Below are 19,364 nucleotides of genomic sequence, written 5' to 3'. Positions count from 1 at the left end.
CCGGCGAACGCTCTCCTGGGTCTGGCTGGTGCCGGTGCTGGCGGCCACCCTCTCGGTGGTGGTCGGTTACCAGGCATGGCGTCAGCGGGGAACAGCCATCACCATCGACTTCCGGAGCGCCTCGGGCATTGTCGCCGGCCAGACCCAGATCCGCTATCGCTCGGCCCAGATCGGCAGTGTGGAGGCGGTGCGGTTGGCCGAGGACCGCTCGCACCTGCGCATCACCGCGAGGATCGACGGCACCTTTGCCGGCTGGCTGACGGAAGGCGCCCGATTCTGGATCGTGCAGCCCCGGCTCGGCGCCGAGGCGCTGTCGGGCTTCGAAACCTTGCTGACCGGCCCATACATCGAGTTCGACCCGGCCGGGATGGCCAAAACGCAGCCGGAAACCCGCTTCACCGGCCTCGATCAGCCTCCCGATATCCGCGCCGGGGAACATGGCTCCGTCTATCTTCTGCAAACCGAAAGGTTGGGGCCGCTGTCGGCCGGATCGACCGTGAGCTTTCGCGATCAGCCGGTCGGTTCCGTGCTGGATGTCGATCCGCCGGTCGCGGATGGCCCGATCACGCTCCGGATCTTCATCCGTGCCCCCTATGACGGCTATGTCCGGGCCGAGACCCGCTTCTGGAACAGCAGCGGCATCCGCCTCGATCTTGGCTCGACCGGTCTGACTCTGGAACTGGAAAGTCTGCGGGCGGCCCTGGGTGGCGGCATCGCCTTCGAAACCCCGCCGGACAAGCTGGGAGGACCGGCGGCGCCGTCGGGTGCGGCATTCCCGCTGCTTGCGGACCGAAGCGTGGCTGCGGCGGCCGATACCGCCGGCCGGGTGGAGATCCTCACCTATTTCGATGAGGCCATCGATGGTCTTGGCGTCGGCTCTCCCGTCGATCTTCAGGGCCTGCGGGTCGGCACTGTCACCGCCGTAGGCCTGGTCCACGACGCCAGGACCCGGCGGTTTCGCGTGGCCGTTCACCTGACGGTGGAGCCGGACCGCCTCCTTGGGAGCGGCAGCACCCGGTCCGAGGCAGAGCGCCTGCTGTCCGGCCGGGCTGGGGAGCGCTATCGGATCGCGCTGCGGACCGGCAATCTGTTGACGGGCGCGAAGCATCTGTCGATCGAACACTGGAACGATGCTCCGGAGCCGGACGGGCCGGCGGCGATCGCACAGGCGGTGGAGGGCAGCGGCGCGATCCTGCTGCCGTCGCTCCCCGGCACGGGAAGCGATCCGATTGCCGCACTCAGCGCGGTGGCGGGCCGGATCGATGCCCTCCCGCTGGAGGCGATCGGCACCCGACTGGTTTCGGCCCTCGCCGCCATCGACGGGCTGGCCGGCAGTGCCCGGACCCTTCTGCGCAAGGCGGACAACGGGCTGGGACCGGCCATGGCGCAGTTGCCGCAACTGATGCGGGCCGGCGCCCAATCCCTGAACGCCGTGCAGACATTGGCACGCTCTCTGGAGGAAGGCTATGGCGCGGAGTCGTCGTTCCGGCGGCAGACTGAGCAGGGTGTGCGGCAGGCTGCCGAGGCCGCCAAGGCCTTGCGCCGGCTCGCCGAACTGCTGGAGAGCCACCCCGAGGCCCTGATCCAGGGGCGCGGGCCATGACGGCCGGATATTTCCCCGGGGCCACCGGCCGGCGCGTCCTGCTGGGATGGCTGCTCGCGGTGTCGCTGGCCGGTTGCACCTCCGCCCGGCTGGACTGGTTCCGTCCTGTACCGCTTGCCGGACCCGTGCGTGCGGACGTCATGGCGCGGGTCGAACTGCGCGACGTGACGGTGGCGCGCGCCTTGGATCGCCCGGACATTCTCAGACTGGCCGGCGACACCCGGTTGGTTCCGACCGGCGGGCAATGGGCAGCCGCGCCGGGCGACCTGATTGCCGCCGTGCTGCGACGGAACCTGGCCGACCGGCTGCCCGCCGCCACCGTGACCGATGCCGTCAGTGGCATCGCGACCGGCGCCATCGACGGAGTCGGCGCTCCAGCTGTCCTGGTCGAGGTCAGGATCGACCGGTTCGAGGCCGACGCCGACGGACGCGCCGTTCTAACCGCGCATTTCGTCCTGCGCCATCCCCATTCCCCACGCCCTCCCGCTGAACGGAGCGTCGAGGAAACCGTCAGTCCCGCCGGCCCCGGACCGGATGCGCTCGTCCTGGCGCTGAGCCGGGCTCTCGCGCGCCTTGCCGACCGTATCGCGGACGCGCTTACGGCTTCTTGAACACCACCCTCGGAAAGGATCAAATTCCATGCCTCAAATCCTCGCCGCGTCACGGGCACGCCGACGCCTCATTCCGGCGGCCGTCGTCGCTTTCGTCTGCGCACTGGTCGCCGCCTGCGCCAGTCCCGATCCCGTCGCCTACGCCGGCCTCAAATCCTCCTCCTATCTCGCCCCTAATCCACAGGATGACACCGGCCGGATTCCGTTCCGCTACAACACCGGGATGAACTGGCGCGACTATGACCAGATCATCATCGATCCGGTCGCGATCTACCGCGGCGCCGACCAGCAGTTCGGCGACATGTCCGAGGAGGACAAGAGGGCACTCGCCGACCACATGCAGCGCAGCTTCACCGCGGAGCTGTCGCCCCGCTTCCGCACCGTCCAAACCCCAGCACCGCACACCCTGCGTCTCAGGCTGACCCTGACCGGCGCCGCCACCACGACGCCGGTGCTGGGGACTCTGTCGCGCTTCGACATCGCCGGCGGCCTCTACAACGGGGTGCAGTCGGTGCGTGGCGGCGAGGGCACGATGACAGGTTCGGTGATCTACGCGGTCGAGATTTACGATGCGCCATCGGACCGGCTGCTGGATGCCTTCATCGCCAAGCAGTACCCCAATCCCTACAACATCCCATCGAGCTTCGGATCGCTGGCGGCAGCCAGGACCGGCATCGACAAGGGCGCCGCGGCCTTGGCGGCGCAACTGCGATGAGCGGGGTGGCGGACTGGAGCGCCACCGGGTCAAGCGGCTCTGCCTAGACCCTGCCCCGCATGGGGAAGCCGGAGGCCTGGAGTCCGTCAGGCAATGTGACCAGAACCTGACGGACTCCCATCGCGCAGACATCCGAAACGGAGCCGCTCGCCCATGAAACCAACCAGCCGGCTTGTTATTCAAGGCGTCGGCGCGCTATGACTGTCCGTCCCGCCTCACACTTTCCGGCCTGAACCGGCCGAAACCGCCTCGTTCGAGTTTCTCATGGAAAATTCTGTCCGTTCGGAACGCACCCGCAATGCCGTTCTTCAGGCAGCATTGACGATCATCGCGCGGGATGGGCCGGGGCGGCTCACGCTCGATGCGATCGTCAAGGAAAGCGGGATGAGCAAGGGCGCCCTCCTGCACCACTTCCACAACAAGAGCGCGGTGATGGCGGCGCTTCTCGCCTATCAGACCGAACAGTTCGAGGAGGCTTCGCGGCATTTCCTGGCCGAAAATGAGGATGCGCTCGCCTATCCGCAGTTGGCCGCCCAGATCGATACCCTGCGCCAGACGCTGACCCGGCAACGCGCCATCGCCTTCGCCGTCTTCGCGGTCGTCGCCGAGAATCCGGACCTGCTGAGCAGTGCGCGGGAGCACTCGGCGAAAACCGTCGCAAAGATCAAAGCGGAGGCAACCGACCCCGATCTCGCGCTGCTCCGCTGGGCAGCGGCGCGGGGGCTGGCCGTCACCGAACTGCTGGGGATGTGCCCCCTGTCCCAGGAGGACCGTGACCGGCTGTTCGACCGGCTGTTCGACGATGACAGATGGACGGGATGCCAGTCATCGGCGTTGTGAGGTGAAAACCCATTGCCGACACGACCGGGACTGCTCTGCGGCAGGTGGTCGGACCTTGGGCGACCACATCATAGCCGTCCAGGCAGCGGACGGGCGGGCGGGGCAATGCACCGGAGGTGCGGTCATTTGTCGGAAGCTGCCGTTTGAAGAAGCATCCCGTCAGCTGCTCATGAGGACTTATCGAGGGGATCATCCACGATATCGCAGCGCGTCCAACAGGACCGCAAATGCGGCGGACGGTTGGCGCCTGCTTGGATAATAGAGGTGGTAGCCGGGGAAAGGCTGGCTCCAATCCTCCAGGACACGTATCAGGCGCCCATCCGCCAGATGCGCCGACACTCGGTCTTCCATGACAAACGCCAAGCCGAACCCCGCGGTTGCCGCCTGGACGATCATCCCGACATTGTTGAATGCGAGCTGTCCCTCGACTCTTACCCGCAGTTCGCGACTGCTCTTCTTCAGCTCCCAGGCATACAAAGTCCCGGAACTCTGGAGCCGAAGATTGATGCACCGGTGCTCGGCCAAGTCCTGTGGTGAATGGGGGATTGGCCGTGATTTGAAATAGGCGGGAGATCCGACCACCACCATGCGCAGATCCGGGCCGATCCTGGTGGCGATCATATCCTTGGCAAGCGCTTCGCCCAATCGAACGCCAGCATCGAACCGTTCGGTCACGATATCGGAGAATGAGGAGTCAATGCTCAACTCGACGTGGATGTCGGGATAGTTGGGGAGCAGCTTTTCGAGAGCAGGCCACAGGACGGTCGTTGCGGCATGCTCGGACGTGGTGATCCGGATCGTCCCGGCCGGCCTCTCGCGCAGTTCTCCCAGAGAGACGAGCTGGGCGTCAATGACGTCCAGTGCCGGCCTCAATGTGGCGAGCAGCCGTTCGCCCGCGTCCGTCGGCGCAACGCTGCGGGTGGTCCGGGTCAGCAAGCGCACGCCGATCCGCGTCTCCAGACGCCGGATCGTATGGCTCAACGTCGATTGCGACGTGCCCAGCTTCGCGGCAGCGCGGGTGAAGCTCCTCTCCTCGGCTACGAGCAGGAAGGCGTTGAGGTCAACCAGATCCTCGCGTTGCATTCATGAACCCCCGATATGACCCCATGCGGTTTATAGCGTCTAATCCTTGGCGCGCCTCCCGTTTAGATCATTGGGTGCCGCCGATGGTCTGAACCGTCGGCAACGGCCATACCGGGGGCGCAATGGACATCAAGCGCGATGGGGCGAACCCCTCGCAAGGAGGGCCGGAAGAGCATTTCTCCGGCACGCTCGCGTTGATGTGCCGTTCACGGGCCCCGCATTTGAAGGAGATGTGAGATGGCGAACGACGTGATCGTGGTGATCGGATCCGGCGGCATCGGTCTGGCGATCGCCCGGCGGCAGGGCTTCGGTAAGACGGTGCTGCTCGCAGACTTCAGCGAGACGGTGCTGCAGGCTGCGGTGGACGGCATGACGGCGGCCGGTTACACCGTCGAGGCGCAGGGCGTCGACGTCGCTTCGCGGGAGTCGGTGCGCGCGCTTGCCGGCAAGGCAGCGTCGCTGGGCAGCGTGACGCAGGTCATCAACACCGCCGGCCTGTCGCCGAACATGGCGTCCCCTGCCAAGGTGCTGGAGGTCGACCTTTACGGATCGGCCGTGGTGTTCGAGGAGTTCGAGCACGTCATCGCCCGTGGTGGCGCTGGTCTGGTCATCTCCAGCATGGCAGGCCACATGATGCCGCCCCTGCCAGCAGATCAGGAGCACGCGCTGGCCTTCGCGCCCGCCGATGAGTTGCTCAATCTGCCTATCCTGAAGGGGGACGCCGTGCCCAATTCGCTTGTCGCATACATGATCGCCAAGCGCGCCAATCACCTTCGCGCGCAGGCGGCCGCGATGAGCTGGGGCGCTCGCGGTGCGCGCGTCAATTCGATCAGCCCCGGGATCATCGTGACGCCGCTCGCGCAGCACGAGCTGAACTCGGAGATCGGAGATGGCTATCGCGCCATGATCGCCGCCTCTCCGTCCAAGCGGATGGCCCCGCCCGAGGAAATCGCGGTGGCGGCCTCCTATCTGCTGGGGCCCGATGCGGGATTCATCACCGGCAGCGACCTGCTGATCGATGGCGGTGTGATCGCGGCGATGCGTGCGGGCAAGCTGCCGGTTCCGGATTGATCCCACAATGCAAGGACGCGCCAAGCTTCGTTATGTTGACCTTGCGGCTGTACGGGTGGTTGGAACCAGCAACCACGCGCACGACAGGCAGCCGACGCCGGCAAGTGCGATGACCCAGCCCATCGGCCGGGGCGTGCCGTCGGCGAAAGCGCCGATCGCGGCCGAGCTGACGATGCCGCTGCCGTAGTGGACCGCTCCGACCAGCGCCGATACGGCGCCGGCGCGTTCGGGGAAGCCAGCCAACGCACCGGCGATGGAGTTGGCGACGATGAAGCCGGTGGCCGAGACGAACAGGAACAGCGGCACCGCCAGCCCCCACAACCCGCCCCACCCGCTCCAAGCCGTCACCGACACCAAGCCACCGGCGAGCGCGGCAACCCCGGCACCCCACAGCAACAGCCGGTCGCCGCCCAACCGCCGCACCAGCCGCGCGTTGAGCGTGTTGGTCGCCATGATGCCGACGATTCCGGCGCCGAACAGCAGGCCGTATATCTGCGGCGGCACGTGGTGGTACGTGACGTAGGCAAAGGGCGTGCCGGCGATGTAGGCGAACATGCCCCCGTAGAAGAACCCACCCGCCCCGGCGTAACCGAGCAGCCGGCGCTGACGGATCAGCGCGCCGTAGCCGAGCAGCGCCCGGCCAAGCGGCTCGCGGTTGCGCCGCTCCGGCGGCAACGTCTCGGGCAGGGTGAACAGGGCGGCGAGCGTGGCAAGGCCGACGCCGACCAGCACCCAGAAGATCGCCCGCCAGCCCGCGACCACGAGGATCTGCCCACCGATGACGGGTCCGAGGAGCGGGGCGACGGCCATCACGGTCATCAGCGTCGAAAGCATCTGGGCCGCGCGAGGGCCCTCGTAGAGGTCGCGCACCATGGCCCGCGCCAGCACCACGCCGGCGCACGCCCCCACCGCCTGCATGACGCGCCAGCCGATCAGTACCTCGGCGCTGCCCGCCATGGCGCAGCCGGCCGAACCCAGCGCGAACAGAGCCAGCCCGGCCGCCACCGGCAGGCGGCGGCCGAAGCGGTCGCTGATCGGGCCCCACAGGAGCTGTCCCAGGCTGAAGCCGACGAGATAGCCCGACACCGTCAACTCGACCATGCCGGCATCGGCGCCGAGCGCTTGGCCCATCGCCGGCATGGCCGGCAGGTACAGGTCGGTCGAGATCGACGCGAAGCCCATCAGCGCGCTGAGAATCGCGAGCACGCGCCAGCCATGGCGGGTCGGCGCTGCCGGCGTCTGAACACTGGCGATCATCGACATCACAGCTCCTGCGCCGTCGGGCGGAACAGGATCTCGTTCACGTCCACGTCGTCGGGCTGGCTGATGGCAAAGGCGACCATCCGCGCGAAGCTGTCGGCCGGAATGGCAACGGCCTGATAGAAGTCCCGGATGCCCTTGGCGACGTCGGCCTCGGTGATGCTCTGCGGCAGCTCCGACTGCACGGCCCCCGGCGAGATGATGGTGGTGCGGATGTTGTAGGGCTTCACCTCCATCCGCAGCCCCTCGGACAGCATGCGCACCGCCGCCTTGGTCGCCGCGTAGACCGCGCTGCCCGGGCGTACCTTGTGGCCGGCGACCGAGGAGACGTTGATGATGTGCCCGCTCTTCTGCCGCGTCATGTGGGGGAGCGCCGCGGCGATGCCGTAGAGCACGCCCTTGAGGTTGACGTCGATCATCCGGTCCCAGTCCTCCACCTTGCCGCGCTCCAGCGGCGAGTGCGGCATCAAGCCGGCGTTGTTGACGATCACATCGATCCGGCCGTGGGCGGAGACCGCCGCGTCGACCAGGCGCTTGACCTGCTCGCGGTCGGTGACGTCGGTCTGCACCGCGGCGCCCGGCGCGAGGTTCAGCTCGCGGGCCAGGGCCTGGAGCCGGTCCAGCCGGCGGGCGCCGAGGACCAGCGTCGCGCCCGCGTTCGCAAGGTGCCGCGCGGTGGCCTCGCCCAGCCCGCTGCTGGCGCCCGTAATGACGATGACCTTCCCGTCGATGGTGCTGCTCATGGATGTCTTCCTTTCGGTCCGATGACCCGGCGCCCGCCGGTTGCCGGCGTCGGGGATCTGGTGTCCGCGCGTTGCGGTCGGATCAGCGACCGACCCGGATGTCGCCGAGCCATCGGGATACGTGTGAGAGTGTTTCCCGCTCCTGATCCGCCCGCATGGTGAATGGCTCAAGGAGGCGTGACCGCGGTGCGTGCGCGGCAACGATCGCCATGCTGTTGCCAAGGCCATAGCCGCCATGGGTGACGAAGGGGACGAGTGTCTTGCCGGACAGATCATGACCGGCCAGGAAGGACCGGATCACCGGAGGAGTGCTCATCCCCCAGATCGGGAAGCCGAGGAAAACGACGTCGTAGGAACGGATGTCCGGGATCGTGGCCCGCAGCGGGGGCTGATAGCCCCTATCCCGCTCGGTCTGCGCCCGTCGGACGACCGCCTCGTAGTCTTCCGGGTACGGGTCGGCCGGCTCGATCTCGAACAGGTCCGCGCCATAAGCCCGCCGGATCTGGGCCGCAACGACGCGCGTGTTGCCGGTGCGTGAGAAATAGGCGACCAGAGGTGCCGCGCGGGACGCGGCATTCTGGGCGGCGGCGGAATCGACTGAAAGGCCCAGTCCCGTGACCAGTGGCAACGAGAGCGCGGCCGTCATGGTGTCCCGCCTCGACACGCCGCTCGGGCGTTTCATCGGATCGCCTCCCTCGGTTCGCTCAGAGGCCGGTGGTCTTCATCAGATGCTCGGGATACCGCTGTCCCTCGACCGTGATCCCGGCCGCGGCGCGCTGGATCTCGGCGAGGTCGCCGACGGTCAGCTCGACCTCCGCCGCGGCGAGGTTCTCCTCCAGCCGGTGCAGCTTGGTGGTGCCGGGGATCGGCACGATCCACGGCTTCTGCGCCAGCAGCCAAGCGAGCGCGACCTGCGCCGCCGTCGCCTTCTTCTCAACCGCAATGCGCCTCAGAAGGTCGACCAGCACCTGGTTCTTCTCCATCGCCTCGGGGGTGAAGCGCGGCAGGATCTTGCGGAAGTCATTCTCGCTGATTTTGGTGTCCTTGCCCATGGCGCCGGTCAGGAAGCCTTTGCCGAGCGGACTGTAGGCGACCAGCCCGATGCCCAGCTCCTCGCAGGCTTGGAGGATGCCGTTGGTCTCCGGACCGCGCGTCCACAGCGAATATTCGTTCTGCAACGCGGTGACCGGCTGCACCGCATGCGCCCGGCGAACCGTCTGGGCACCGGGCTCGGACAGGCCGAAATGCTTGACCTTACCCTCCGCGATCAAGTCCTTGACGGCGCCGGCGACATCCTCGATCGGCACGTTGGGATCGACGCGGTGCTGGTAGAGCAGGTCGATGACCTCGATGCCAAGGCGCTTCAACGACGCCTCCGCAACTGTGCGGATATGCTCGGGACGGCTGTTCGTGCCGCTCATCTTGCCTGTGACGGGATCGATGTCGAAGCCGAACTTGGTGGCGATCACCACCCGGTCGCGCACGGGCGTCAGCGCCGCACCGACGATCTCTTCATTGGTGAAGGGGCCGTAGATCTCGGCCGTGTCGAAGAAGGTGACACCACGCTCCACCGCCTGCCGGATCAGCGTGATGCTCTCCTCCCGGTTCAGCCCATGGCCATAGCTGAAATTCAGGCCCATGCAGCCGAAGCCGATCGCTGAGACCTCCAGACCGCTTTTCCCAAGGACACGCGTTTTCATCGCTCTCTCCCACCCACGGCCGTGGGCGCTCAACGTTGCGTTGGGAGGGAGATAATCGATGGGAAGACCACCGATTAGACTGCATGATCCGCATGACGTTATATCCGCATTTCATAAATGCATCGCCGTGCAATGGTGCGACTGCGCCACCGTCCTCCCGCACCCCCGATAAAGTTTTGATCTTGCCCCGGTTCGGTGGACAGGGGTTCACGCAGATCTTAGCTCGGCCTGTTCGGGAGTGATGTATCCGATGGCCGAGTGAGCGCGTTGGCGATTGTAATAGGTTTCGATGTAGGCGAACACCTCCCGGCGGGCCTGGTCGCGGGTTTCGAACCGAGTGCGGTGGACCAACTCGACCTTGAGGGTGTGGAAGAAGCTCTCCATGGGAGCATTGTCGTAGCAGCAGCCCTTGCGCGACATGGACTGCCGCGATCGGAATGCTGGATGAGACCCACAGGCGGCCGTTGGCGCTGGTTGGCCGGCATGGCCGTGCCGGATACGGCAGGGGAACCAGACCGTGAGCGCGGCGGGTGGCCTTGGGCTACCCGCCGCCAGTTCCGCAGCACCGAGGCCTGAAGGCCTAACTCCCGCGCCACATGCTCCAGCGGCCGGCCGCTCCCTTCCGGCAGGGCAGCGGCCTCACGCTTGAACTCGTCCGTGAAGGATCGCCTTGTCTTCGTCATCAGACACCTTCCCGCTCCACTTGGAGCTTAGCTGTGGTGTCCACCGAACCGGGGCTAGATCAAACTTCACGTTCAGACACCAAGTTCGTTTTCAACGTGGTTGGCGCGATAAACATGGCGGATCGCATCAAGCATTATTGCAATTTCTGGAGACGTGTCGTTGACCCGCTGGCTCATGAAAAGCGGCGAGGCAGCATGTGCTTCTTCAAGTGGACGATACTCGACTTTGTCCCGCCGCAAATGCTGTACGGAAGCGGTCACCAAACTAAACCCGACATCGGCTGCCACCAAACCCAACGCCGTCTGCACATCCCGCACTTCCAGAATGGTGTCTGGCTTTAACCCTCGGAAGCGATAGAGCGCGAGCACCTGATCGGCAAAGCTCGGTCGCGGAGTTTTGGGGTAAACAACCAGTGTTCCGGCTGTCAGATCGTCGAGACGGAGCGGGCGGTCCTGCTCCAGCAGTCGGTGCCCTGACGGAATGGCGGCAATGATGGTTTCGTAGCGGAGCAGAGTCCGCGTGACGGCGGCGTCCTCCAGCGGAATGCGGCCGAAGCCGACGTCAATGCGACCCTCTTTGAGCGCCGCGACCTGCTCGACCGTTGTCAACTCCACCAACGAGACTTCCACATTCGGACGGATCGAGCGGTAACGGCGGATCATCTCTGGCAGCCAGCCATAGAGTGTGGACGCCACAAAGCCGATGGTGAAGCGGCTATGCTCGGCGTGGCGCAGGCGGCGAGCCAACGCCTTGATCTCATCGACGCGCTCCAGCACGTGGACCGCCTGTTCATAGATCAAGCGCCCTGGCTCCGTCAGACGCAGGGGACGGCTGTCCCGTTCGATGAGCTGAAGGCCAAGCTCCTCTTCCAATTGCTGTATCTGTCGGCTCAACGGCGGCTGCGCCATGTTCAGGCGCTCTGCTGCACGCGTGAAGTTCCGCTCGTTCACGACTGCCATGAAGTACCGGAGATGCCGAAGTTCCATGAACGAGCCTCTCCCTCATTGAGTGCGGCGGCCATGAGATCATGCCGCCGGGCCACATCATACCTGGAGGGTATTAAACCAGACCAACACGGTCTTTCACAATGTGCATGGCAACAGATAGCGTGGTGGCACAACAAAGTTTTGCCGAGGACAGCCGCAGGATGACCAGAATTGACGGCATCGAGACCCTCATTGTCGATGTGCCGACCATTCGGCCGCATGTGCTCTCGATGGCCACCATGCACCGGCAGACCATCGTCGTAGTCCGGCTTCGCTGTTCCGACGGCGTTGTGGGCATCGGTGAGGGGACAACGATCGGGGGACTGAGCTACGGCGAAGAATGCCCCGAAGGTATCAAGCTGGCGATTGACACTTATATAGCCCCGGTGCTGCGAACCAGCGACCCCACCCGCGTTGCCGCAACCATGGCGCAGGTCGGCAGAGCCGTTGTTGGCAACCACTTTGCCAAGGCGGCGGTCGAGACGGCGCTCTTGGACGCCATGGGAAAGCGGCTCGGACTCCCGGTTTCCGAACTGCTGGGCGGGCGTCACCGTGACACGCTGCCGGTCGCTTGGACGCTCGCCAGCGGCAACACGGCCAAGGACATCGACGAAGCCGAGCGCATGCTGTCTTTGCGGCGGCACAACATCTTCAAGCTGAAGATCGGCAAGCGTCCGGTGGCTGACGATGTCGCGCATGTTGCTGAGATCAAACGCGCGTTGGGCGACCGAGCCAGCGTGCGTGTCGACGTCAACCAGGCCTGGGATGAAGCCGCCGCGTCGCGCGGAATTGCATTGCTGGAGGACGCTGGCGTCGATCTGATCGAACAGCCGGTGGCGCGCAGCAATCGCTCGGCACTGGCACGCTTGGCCGCACGCTTCATCGTGCCGATCATGGCCGACGAAAGTCTTCACGGGCCAGAGGATGCCTTCGCCATCGCATCGCAGGCGGCAGCCGATGTCTTCGCCGTCAAGATCGCCCAGTCCGGCGGTCTCCAGGCTGCAGCGCGCGTCGGCGCCATTGCGGATGCGGCGGGAATCGGGCTTTACGGCGGCACCATGCTGGAAGGGGGGATCGGCACCATCGCCTCCGCTCACCTCTTCGCCACGTTCCCGCGGCTCGCCTGGGGCACGGAGCTGTTCGGTCCGCTGCTGCTGACCGAGGAAATCCTGACCGAACCCCTGGCTTATGGCGATTTCAGCCTTCAGATCCCCAACAAGCCGGGCCTCGGCATCGACTTGGACGAGGACCGCATCGCCTTCTTCCGGCGTGACGGCCGGTAACACTCGCACACCCCCCTTGATCGAGGCCAAGATCATGCTGTTCCAGGTCGAAATGGATGTCCGCCTGCCGCCTGACATGGCGCCACAGGTGGCAGACGAGTTGAAGCGGGTCGAGCGCGAACGCGCCCAACAGATGCAGCACGAGGGCAAGTGGCGGCACCTTTGGCGCGTCGCCGGCCGCTACGCCAATGTCAGCATCTTCGATGTCGAAAGCGCGGACGAACTTCACGCGCTGCTCACCTCGCTGCCGCTTTTCCCCTACATGGCGATGACGGTTACCGCCTTGTGTCGCCATCCCTCGTCCATCCGCGACGATGACCGCTGAGCCGGTCGCCGCCCACCCGCCGCTGAGGCACCCATAACCGAAGTTTAGGGAGAAAACGATGAACAAGAACCAGATCCAAGAGTTCGCGAAGCGCATCTCCGGCACCCAAATTGCTCCGGCTAACGAGCGGGTGAAAGCGGTCGTCGACCGCATGCTGCTCGATCTCTTCGTGCTGATCGACGAGATGGACGTCACGCCCGAGGAATTCTGGTCGGCCTGCAGCTATGTCACCGAGCTCGGGAAGTCCAATGAAGTCGGACTGCTGGTGCCGGGTCTTGGCGTCGAGCATTTCCTCGACCTGCGCCAGGATGAGAAGGAGCGCGCTGCCGGAATGGACGGCGGCACCCCGCGCACCATCGAGGGTCCGCTCTATGTGGCCGGTGCTCCCGTCTGCCAGGGCGAAGCCCGGCTCGACGACGACACTGAGGACGGCGAAATCCTGTTCATGGATGGCCGGGTCCTCGACACCCGTGGCAACCCGGTTGCCGGTGCGCAGGTCGAGGTCTGGCACGCCAACAGCCGTGGCAACTACTCCTACTTCGACCAGTCGCAGAGCGACTTCAACCTGCGCCGCACCATCGTCACCGATGCCGAGGGGCGCTACCGCTTCCGCAGCATCATGCCGTCGGGCTACAGCTGCCCGCCCAACGGGCCGACCCAAAAACTCCTGACCCTGCTGGGCCGCCACGGTCATCGTCCGGCGCACATTCACTTCTTCGTGTCTGCACCGGGCTATCGGACGCTGACGACGCAGATCAACATCAAGGACGATCCCTACGTCCATGACGACTTCGCCTTCGCCACCCGCGACGGCCTGATCCCCGAGGTCGAGCACCACACGGACCCGACCGCCCTCCACGACATGGGCGTGAACCGGCCCTTCGCCACCATCACCTTCGACTTCGTTCTCCCGTCCGCACTGGATGGCGTGTTGAACACGCTTCCTGAGCGTCCGCGCGCCACGGCCGCCTGATCTTCCGGGGGGCCATGCCCGGCCCCATTCCCGCCATCTTGTGGAGGACCAGATCATGACTGCCAATCTCATGGCGCGGCTGGACGGCGCTGTCGTTGAGGACAAAGAGCAGGGCATTTATCGGTGCAGGCGCGACATTTTCACCGACCCTGAGCTGTTCGAACTGGAGATGACGCACATCTTTGAGGGGAACTGGATCTACCTCGCCCACGAAAGCCAGATCCCCGGCAAGAACGACTACTTCACCACCTTCATCGGCCGGCAGCCGATCATCATCGCCCGCAACAAGGACAACGAGCTCAACGCCTTCATCAACGCCTGCAGCCACCGTGGCGCGATGCTGTGCCGGCACAAGCGCGGCAACAAGGCAACTTACACCTGTCCGTTCCACGGATGGACTTTCAACAACTCCGGTAAGCTGCTGAAGGTCAAGGACCCGGAGTCCGCCGGCTACCCTGACGCCTTCAATCGGGAGGGATCGCACAACCTGACAAAGGTTGCCCGGTTCGCATCCTACCGCGGCTTCCTGTTCGGCAGCCTGAACGCCGATGTGGCACCGCTCACCGAGCATCTGGGTGAGGCCGCCAAGATCATCGACATGATCGTCGACCAGTCGCCGGATGGGCTGGAGGTGCTGCGCGGCTCCTCGTCCTACATTTATGATGGCAACTGGAAACTCCAGACCGAGAATGGAGCCGACGGCTATCACGTCAGCGCCGTGCACTGGAACTATGCGGCAACCACCAACCACCGCAAGACGGCCGCCGCCGGCGACAGCGTGCGGGCGATGGACGCCGGAAGCTGGGCCAAGCAGGGCGGCGGCTTCTATTCCTTCGAGAATGGTCATCTGCTGCTGTGGAGCCGCTGGGCCAATCCCGAAGACCGCCCGCTCTATGAGCGCCGGGACGAGCTGGCGGCACAGTACGGGGCCGCGCGGACCGACTGGATGATCGGCAATTCGCGCAACCTGTGCCTCTACCCCAACGTCTACCTGATGGACCAGTTCAGCTCGCAGATCCGTACCTACCGGCCGCTGTCCGTCGACAAGACTGAGGTCACGATCTATTGCATCGCGCCGAAGAACGAGAGTGCCGAAGCCCGCGCCCGCCGCATCCGCCAGTATGAGGATTTCTTCAACGCCAGCGGCATGGCCACTCCGGACGACCTGGAGGAGTTCCGCTCCTGCCAGACCGGCTATCTCGGCAGTGCCGCCCCCTGGAACGACCTGTCGCGTGGGGCGGTCCATTGGGTGACCGGCGCCGACGAGGCGGCCAAGGCCATTGACCTGAAGCCACTGATGAGCGGTGTCCGCACCGAGGACGAGGGGCTGTTCGTCGTCCAGCACCAGCACTGGCTCGACACCATGCGCCGCGCCGTGGCGGTGGAAGAGGCATCGTCCGGCCTGAAGACGCTGGCTTGACGGGGGAACGCATGACCATCACCCATGAAGCTCTGCAGGCCTTCCTCCACCGCGAGGCCCGTCTGCTCGATGAAAAACAATGGGACGACTGGGTGCAGCTTTATGCACCGGACGCCGTGTTCTGGATGCCGGCCTGGGATGACGATGGCGCCCTGACCACCGACCCGCAGCGCGAGATCTCCCTGATCTATTACGGCAACCGCGGCGGCCTTGAGGATCGCGTGTTCCGCATCAAGACGGAACGGTCGAGCGCCACCAGTCTGCCGGAACCGCGCACCTCGCACAATATCAGCAACCTCGAAGTCATCGAGCAGCGTGACGGTGTCTGCAAGCTGCGCTTCAACTGGTTCACGCTGAGCTTCCGTTACAAGGCGACCGACACCTATTTCGGCACGTCCTTCTACACACTGGATGTTTCGGGTGAGACACCACTGATCAAAGAGAAGACGGTGGTTCTGAAAAACGACTACATCCACCACGTCATCGACATCTACCACATCTGATCGGCCGGGCGGGATCGATCATCCCGGACGGGCGACAACTGGCCCGACGCCCTTCTGTGCGTCTCAAAGCCAGGGAGACGACTCATGAGCTTTCACATCGCGCTGACCTTTGAGGACGGGCTGACCCGCTTCATCGATGCCAACCTCGGTGAAACGGTCGCGGATGCCGCTTATCGGCAAGGCATCAACATCCCGCTCGACTGCCGCGACGGCGCCTGCGGCACCTGCAAGAGCTTTTGCGAGGCCGGGCGCTATGACGGCGGCTCTTACATCGAGGATGCCCTGACAGACGCGGAGGCGGAGGAGGGCTACTGTCTGACCTGTCAGATGCGTCCGGCATCCGACATCGTCCTGCGCATCGCCGCATCGTCGGAGGTGTGCAAGACCAAGGCGATGGACGTCTGTGCGGAGGTGGTGTCCGTCACCCGCCTGTCGGACAGCAGCATCGGACTGTCCCTGGCCTTGGACAATGCCGCGCGCCTGGCCTTCCTGCCCGGACAATACGTCAACATCGAGGTGCCTGGCACGGGACAGACGCGCTCCTACTCCTTCAGTTCGCCGCCGGGGGCGGAGCTTGCGACCTTCCTGATCCGCAACGTGCCGGGCGGGCTGATGAGCGGCTACCTGACAGGCAGGGCCAAGCCGGGCGACCGTCTGACCCTGACCGGACCGCTCGGCAGCTTCTATTTGCGCGAGGTCCGGCGGCCGGTGCTGATGTTGGCGGGTGGGACAGGGTTGGCGCCCTTCCTGTCGATGCTGGACCGCATCGCTGCGGTGGAAGGCGGCAATCCGCACCCGGTTCACCTCATCTACGGTGTCACCCTGGACCACGATCTCGTCGAGGTCGAGGCGCTGCAGAGATTTGCAGAGCGAATCCCAGGCTTTAGCTTCACCACCTGCGTGGCCGACCAGGGCAGCAGCCATCCGTTGAAGGGATACGTCACCCACCATCTTCGGCCGGAGCATCTGAACGGCGGGAATGTCGACGTTTACCTCTGTGGTCCGCCGCCGATGGTTGAGGCCGTGCGCACTCATTTCCGCGAGTGCGGGCTGACACCGGCCAGCTTCCATTATGAGAAATTCGCCGCCAGCGAAGGGAATGGCCAATGACCATGCGTGGACGTTTCGACAATCAGGTGATGATTGTCACCGGTGCCGCCCAGGGCATCGGACGAGCGGTTGCCGCACGGGCGGCAGGGGAAGGGGCCCGGCTGCTGCTGGTCGATCGCTCCGACTTGGTGCATCAGGTGGCGGAGGAGCTGGCGAGCCAGGGGGCGTCGGCACTGGCACTCACCGCCGATCTGGAGACCTATGCCGGCGCTCAAGCGATGATCGATGCCGCGGTCGAGAGTTTTGGGCGCATCGACATCTCCGTCCACAATGTCGGCGGCACCATCTGGATGAAACCTTTCTGGGAATACCAGGAGGAGGAGATGGTGAAGGAGATCGGCCGTTCACTCTGGCCAACCTTATGGTCTTGCCGGGCGGTGATCCCGGTGATGATTGCACAAGGCCGCGGCAGCATCGTCAATGTCGGCAGCAACGCCACCCGCGGAATTTACCGTGTCCCCTACTCCGCCGCGAAAGGTGGCGTGCATGCCATGACCACCTGTATGGCGATGGAACTGGCGGACAAGGGCATCCGTGTCAACGCGGTCTCCCCGGGCGCCGTCGACAATGGAGAGCGTGCCATCCCGCGCAATCCAAAGCCGATGAGTGAACAGGAGAGGATCTGGCAACGGGAAACCTACGACCAGGTCATGCGCGACACGATGATGGGACGGATGGGCACCCAAGAGGAAATCGCCGCTGCGATCTGCTTCTACGCGTCAAACGACGCATCGTACATCACCGGCCAAACCTGCTTCGTTGCCGGTGGCAGCATCGGCTGAACACCCTCGGCTGACTGCCGAGAGCGGAAGACAAACCCATCGCCAAATGACGTGAGGGGCGCCCACTGCCAAGTGGGCGTCGGCCGAACCGTCGGCATCCCGGCCCATCAACCCTAAAGCGTTGCCCTGCTCCGCGGGAGCACGCGGATGGGTCCACTGCGCAACGCCGCAGCCTTTTCCCGTCCATCACGTCAACAGGGAGGAACGCCCGTGTCATCGACACCACGCGTCATCGACGTCCAGGACTTCATCAATGCCCACAAGCTTTCCGTATTCCAGGTCACGTTGATCGGCCTTTGTTTCCTGATCGTCGCCATCGACGGCTTCGACACGGCGGCGATCGGCTTCATCGCTCCGGCGCTGCGCGCCGAATGGCAGCTGGCGCCGGCCCAACTGGCGCCACTGTTCGGTGCCGGCTTGTTCGGGCTGATGATCGGGGCGTTCATCTTTGGGCCTCTGGCCGACAAGATCGGGCGCAAGCGCGCGCTGATCCTCACCGTCCTGTTCTTCGGGTTGACCAGCTTGGCGTCCGCCTGGGCGACGAACATCACCGAACTCACCATCCTGCGCTTCCTCACAGGCATGGGGTTGGGCGGCGCGATGCCCAACGCCATCACTTTGACTTCGGAGTTTTGCCCGGACAAGCGGCGGTCTTTCCTGACCACGTTGATGTTCTGCGGCTTCACGCTCGGCTCGGCGCTGGGCGGGCTGGCGGCGGCACAGCTGGTGGCCGGCTACGGCTGGGCGTCGGTTCTGCTGCTCGGCGGCATCGTGCCGTTGCTGCTGGTGCCGGTCCTGCTGCTGGCCCTGCCTGAATCGGTGCGCTTTCTCGTTCTGCGGAATGCCCCGGCAGAGCGCGTGGCGGTTATCCTGAAGCGGATCGCTCCGGAGGCGGAGCTGACCGGCGCGCGGTTCATCGGCGTGCACAGGCCGGCAGGCTCGCCGGTGGGGCAGCTGTTCCAGCCAGGGCTGGTCGCCGGCACGCTGCTGCTGTGGCTGACCTTCTTTATGAGTCTGCTCGTCTTCTACCTGCTGTCGAGCTGGCTGCCGACGGTGATCAGCAGCGCAGGCATGACCCTGAAGGATGCTTCGCTGATGACCATGATGCTGCAGTTCGGCGGCACCGTCGGCGCTTTGGTGATCGGCGCAGCGATGGATCGTGTCGACCCTCACAAGGTTCTGGGCATCGCGTACGCGACCGCCGCCCTGTTCATCGCGCTGATCGGCAGCGCCACCACCTCCCCTGCCCTGCTTGCCAGCGCCGTGTTCGGCGCCGGCTTCTGCCTGGCCGGTGCGCAGGTTGGCGTGAACGCGCTGGCGGCGGGCTTCTACCCGACGGCGAACCGGGCAACCGGCGTGGCCTGGGCCAACGCCGTCGGGCGCAGCGGATCAGTTCTTGGTTCGATGGTCGGCGGCACCGTTCTGTCCAGCGGCCTTGGCCTGCCGACCGCCTTCGCCATCGTCGGTATCCCGGTCATCCTGGCTGGGCTGTTCATGGTGGTCAAAGGTAGGTTGGCTCCGCAGCCAGCTCATCAGACGGCTGCCTCCTCGTCCTTCGCCGGCCCGCTGCCGGCCGCGAGCAGCATCGACTGACCGGGCTGCTGCTCCCGCCAACCACAACAGCGACGTCCCGGCCTTAGCGGTGCGGGACGTCGTCCCTCTCTTGTTGAGG

The 19,364-nt window shown here is 65.3% G+C and carries 19 protein-coding genes and 2 pseudogenes; 13 read left to right on the top strand and 8 right to left on the bottom strand.

Features of this window, described 5'->3' with window-relative positions; translation table 11 throughout:
* The first annotated feature begins 28 nt into the window (after nucleotides 1-28).
* The 4 genes from E6C72_RS15560 (at nucleotide 29) to E6C72_RS15545 (ending at nucleotide 3,769) form a co-directional block, all read left to right on the top strand.
* Nucleotides 29-1,603, top strand: coding sequence for an intermembrane transport protein PqiB (locus E6C72_RS15560; RefSeq protein ID WP_158280092.1), 1,575 nt, complete (start codon nucleotides 29-31; stop codon nucleotides 1,601-1,603).
* Nucleotides 1,600-2,214, top strand: a complete 615-nt coding sequence (locus E6C72_RS15555; protein WP_109083818.1) for a membrane integrity-associated transporter subunit PqiC — start codon at nucleotides 1,600-1,602, stop codon at nucleotides 2,212-2,214. The genes E6C72_RS15560 and E6C72_RS15555 overlap by 4 nt, the downstream gene beginning before the upstream one ends.
* 28 nt (nucleotides 2,215-2,242) lie before the next feature.
* Nucleotides 2,243-2,929, top strand: a complete 687-nt coding sequence (locus E6C72_RS15550; protein WP_109083819.1) for a DUF3313 domain-containing protein — start codon at nucleotides 2,243-2,245, stop codon at nucleotides 2,927-2,929.
* Between the two features lie 318 nt (nucleotides 2,930-3,247).
* The gene (locus E6C72_RS15545) at nucleotides 3,248-3,769 is read left to right on the top strand and encodes a TetR/AcrR family transcriptional regulator (RefSeq protein ID WP_247875440.1); all 522 of its coding nucleotides are present in this window, start codon (nucleotides 3,248-3,250) and stop codon (nucleotides 3,767-3,769) included.
* Nucleotides 3,770-3,958: 189 nt separating this feature from the next.
* Here the strand turns inward: E6C72_RS15545 and E6C72_RS15540 are convergent, their stop codons facing one another.
* A complete protein-coding gene (locus E6C72_RS15540; protein ID WP_109083821.1) occupies nucleotides 3,959-4,852 on the bottom strand; it encodes a LysR family transcriptional regulator in 894 nt (297 codons plus the stop codon).
* A 237-nt stretch (nucleotides 4,853-5,089) separates the two neighbouring features.
* On the opposite strand from E6C72_RS15540, the gene E6C72_RS15535 reads away from it, so the two are divergent.
* The gene (locus tag E6C72_RS15535; RefSeq protein ID WP_109083822.1) at nucleotides 5,090-5,923 is read left to right on the top strand and encodes an SDR family oxidoreductase; all 834 of its coding nucleotides are present in this window, start codon (nucleotides 5,090-5,092) and stop codon (nucleotides 5,921-5,923) included.
* Nucleotides 5,924-5,953: 30 nt separating this feature from the next.
* Here E6C72_RS15535 and E6C72_RS15530 read toward each other — a convergent pair whose 3' ends face one another.
* The 7 genes and pseudogenes from E6C72_RS15530 to E6C72_RS15500 all read right to left on the bottom strand — a co-directional run bounded on the left by E6C72_RS15530 (nucleotide 5,954) and on the right by E6C72_RS15500 (nucleotide 11,296).
* Nucleotides 5,954-7,180, bottom strand: coding sequence for a multidrug effflux MFS transporter (locus E6C72_RS15530; protein ID WP_199228643.1), 1,227 nt, complete (start codon nucleotides 7,178-7,180; stop codon nucleotides 5,954-5,956).
* Between the two features lie 5 nt (nucleotides 7,181-7,185).
* Nucleotides 7,186-7,926, bottom strand: coding sequence for an SDR family oxidoreductase (locus E6C72_RS15525; RefSeq protein WP_109083824.1), 741 nt, complete (start codon nucleotides 7,924-7,926; stop codon nucleotides 7,186-7,188).
* A gap of 82 nt (nucleotides 7,927-8,008) precedes the next feature.
* Nucleotides 8,009-8,608, bottom strand: a complete 600-nt coding sequence (locus E6C72_RS15520) for a flavodoxin (RefSeq protein ID WP_199228644.1) — start codon at nucleotides 8,606-8,608, stop codon at nucleotides 8,009-8,011.
* Nucleotides 8,609-8,630: 22 nt separating this feature from the next.
* Nucleotides 8,631-9,626: an aldo/keto reductase gene (locus E6C72_RS15515; RefSeq protein ID WP_109083825.1), complete on the bottom strand. Its 996-nt coding sequence runs from the start codon at nucleotides 9,624-9,626 to the stop codon at nucleotides 8,631-8,633.
* A 207-nt stretch (nucleotides 9,627-9,833) separates the two neighbouring features.
* Nucleotides 9,834-10,096 (bottom strand): annotated as a pseudogene (locus E6C72_RS15510) (IS3 family transposase); the annotation flags it as partial.
* 123 nt (nucleotides 10,097-10,219) lie between these two features.
* Nucleotides 10,220-10,309 (bottom strand): annotated as a pseudogene (locus tag E6C72_RS32710) (hypothetical protein); the annotation flags it as partial.
* 72 nt (nucleotides 10,310-10,381) lie between these two features.
* On the bottom strand, nucleotides 10,382-11,296 hold the full coding sequence (locus E6C72_RS15500) for a LysR family transcriptional regulator (RefSeq protein ID WP_109083826.1): 915 nt from the start codon (nucleotides 11,294-11,296) through the stop codon (nucleotides 10,382-10,384).
* Between the two features lie 161 nt (nucleotides 11,297-11,457).
* Here E6C72_RS15500 and E6C72_RS15495 point away from each other — a divergent pair, with 161 nt between their 5' ends.
* The 8 genes from E6C72_RS15495 (at nucleotide 11,458) to E6C72_RS15460 (ending at nucleotide 19,285) form a co-directional block, all read left to right on the top strand.
* The gene (locus E6C72_RS15495; protein ID WP_109083827.1) at nucleotides 11,458-12,579 is read left to right on the top strand and encodes a muconate/chloromuconate family cycloisomerase; all 1,122 of its coding nucleotides are present in this window, start codon (nucleotides 11,458-11,460) and stop codon (nucleotides 12,577-12,579) included.
* A gap of 34 nt (nucleotides 12,580-12,613) precedes the next feature.
* The gene (gene catC / locus E6C72_RS15490) at nucleotides 12,614-12,904 is read left to right on the top strand and encodes a muconolactone Delta-isomerase (RefSeq protein ID WP_109083992.1); all 291 of its coding nucleotides are present in this window, start codon (nucleotides 12,614-12,616) and stop codon (nucleotides 12,902-12,904) included.
* A 58-nt stretch (nucleotides 12,905-12,962) separates the two neighbouring features.
* Nucleotides 12,963-13,877, top strand: coding sequence for a catechol 1,2-dioxygenase (gene catA, locus E6C72_RS15485; protein WP_109083828.1), 915 nt, complete (start codon nucleotides 12,963-12,965; stop codon nucleotides 13,875-13,877).
* Nucleotides 13,878-13,932: 55 nt separating this feature from the next.
* Nucleotides 13,933-15,297 carry a benzoate 1,2-dioxygenase large subunit gene (benA, locus tag E6C72_RS15480; protein ID WP_199228645.1) on the top strand — a complete coding sequence of 455 codons (1,365 nt, stop codon included), beginning with the start codon at nucleotides 13,933-13,935 and terminating at the stop codon, nucleotides 15,295-15,297.
* Nucleotides 15,298-15,308: 11 nt separating this feature from the next.
* Nucleotides 15,309-15,800, top strand: coding sequence for a benzoate 1,2-dioxygenase small subunit (benB, locus tag E6C72_RS15475; protein ID WP_109083829.1), 492 nt, complete (start codon nucleotides 15,309-15,311; stop codon nucleotides 15,798-15,800).
* An 84-nt stretch (nucleotides 15,801-15,884) separates the two neighbouring features.
* A complete protein-coding gene (gene benC / locus E6C72_RS15470) occupies nucleotides 15,885-16,910 on the top strand; it encodes a benzoate 1,2-dioxygenase electron transfer component BenC (protein ID WP_109083830.1) in 1,026 nt (341 codons plus the stop codon).
* On the top strand, nucleotides 16,907-17,692 hold the full coding sequence (locus tag E6C72_RS15465) for a 1,6-dihydroxycyclohexa-2,4-diene-1-carboxylate dehydrogenase (RefSeq protein WP_199228646.1): 786 nt from the start codon (nucleotides 16,907-16,909) through the stop codon (nucleotides 17,690-17,692). The genes benC and E6C72_RS15465 overlap by 4 nt, the downstream gene beginning before the upstream one ends.
* 210 nt (nucleotides 17,693-17,902) lie before the next feature.
* Nucleotides 17,903-19,285: an aromatic acid/H+ symport family MFS transporter gene (locus E6C72_RS15460; protein ID WP_247875441.1), complete on the top strand. Its 1,383-nt coding sequence runs from the start codon at nucleotides 17,903-17,905 to the stop codon at nucleotides 19,283-19,285.
* Nucleotides 19,286-19,364 lie beyond the last annotated feature (79 nt).

Origin of the sequence: Azospirillum sp. TSH100 (assembly GCF_004923295.1) — a bacterium.
GTDB lineage: Bacteria > Pseudomonadota > Alphaproteobacteria > Azospirillales > Azospirillaceae > Azospirillum.
The sequence above is the reverse complement of the archived record's forward strand: the minus strand, read 5'-3'. Positions and strand labels throughout refer to the sequence as shown.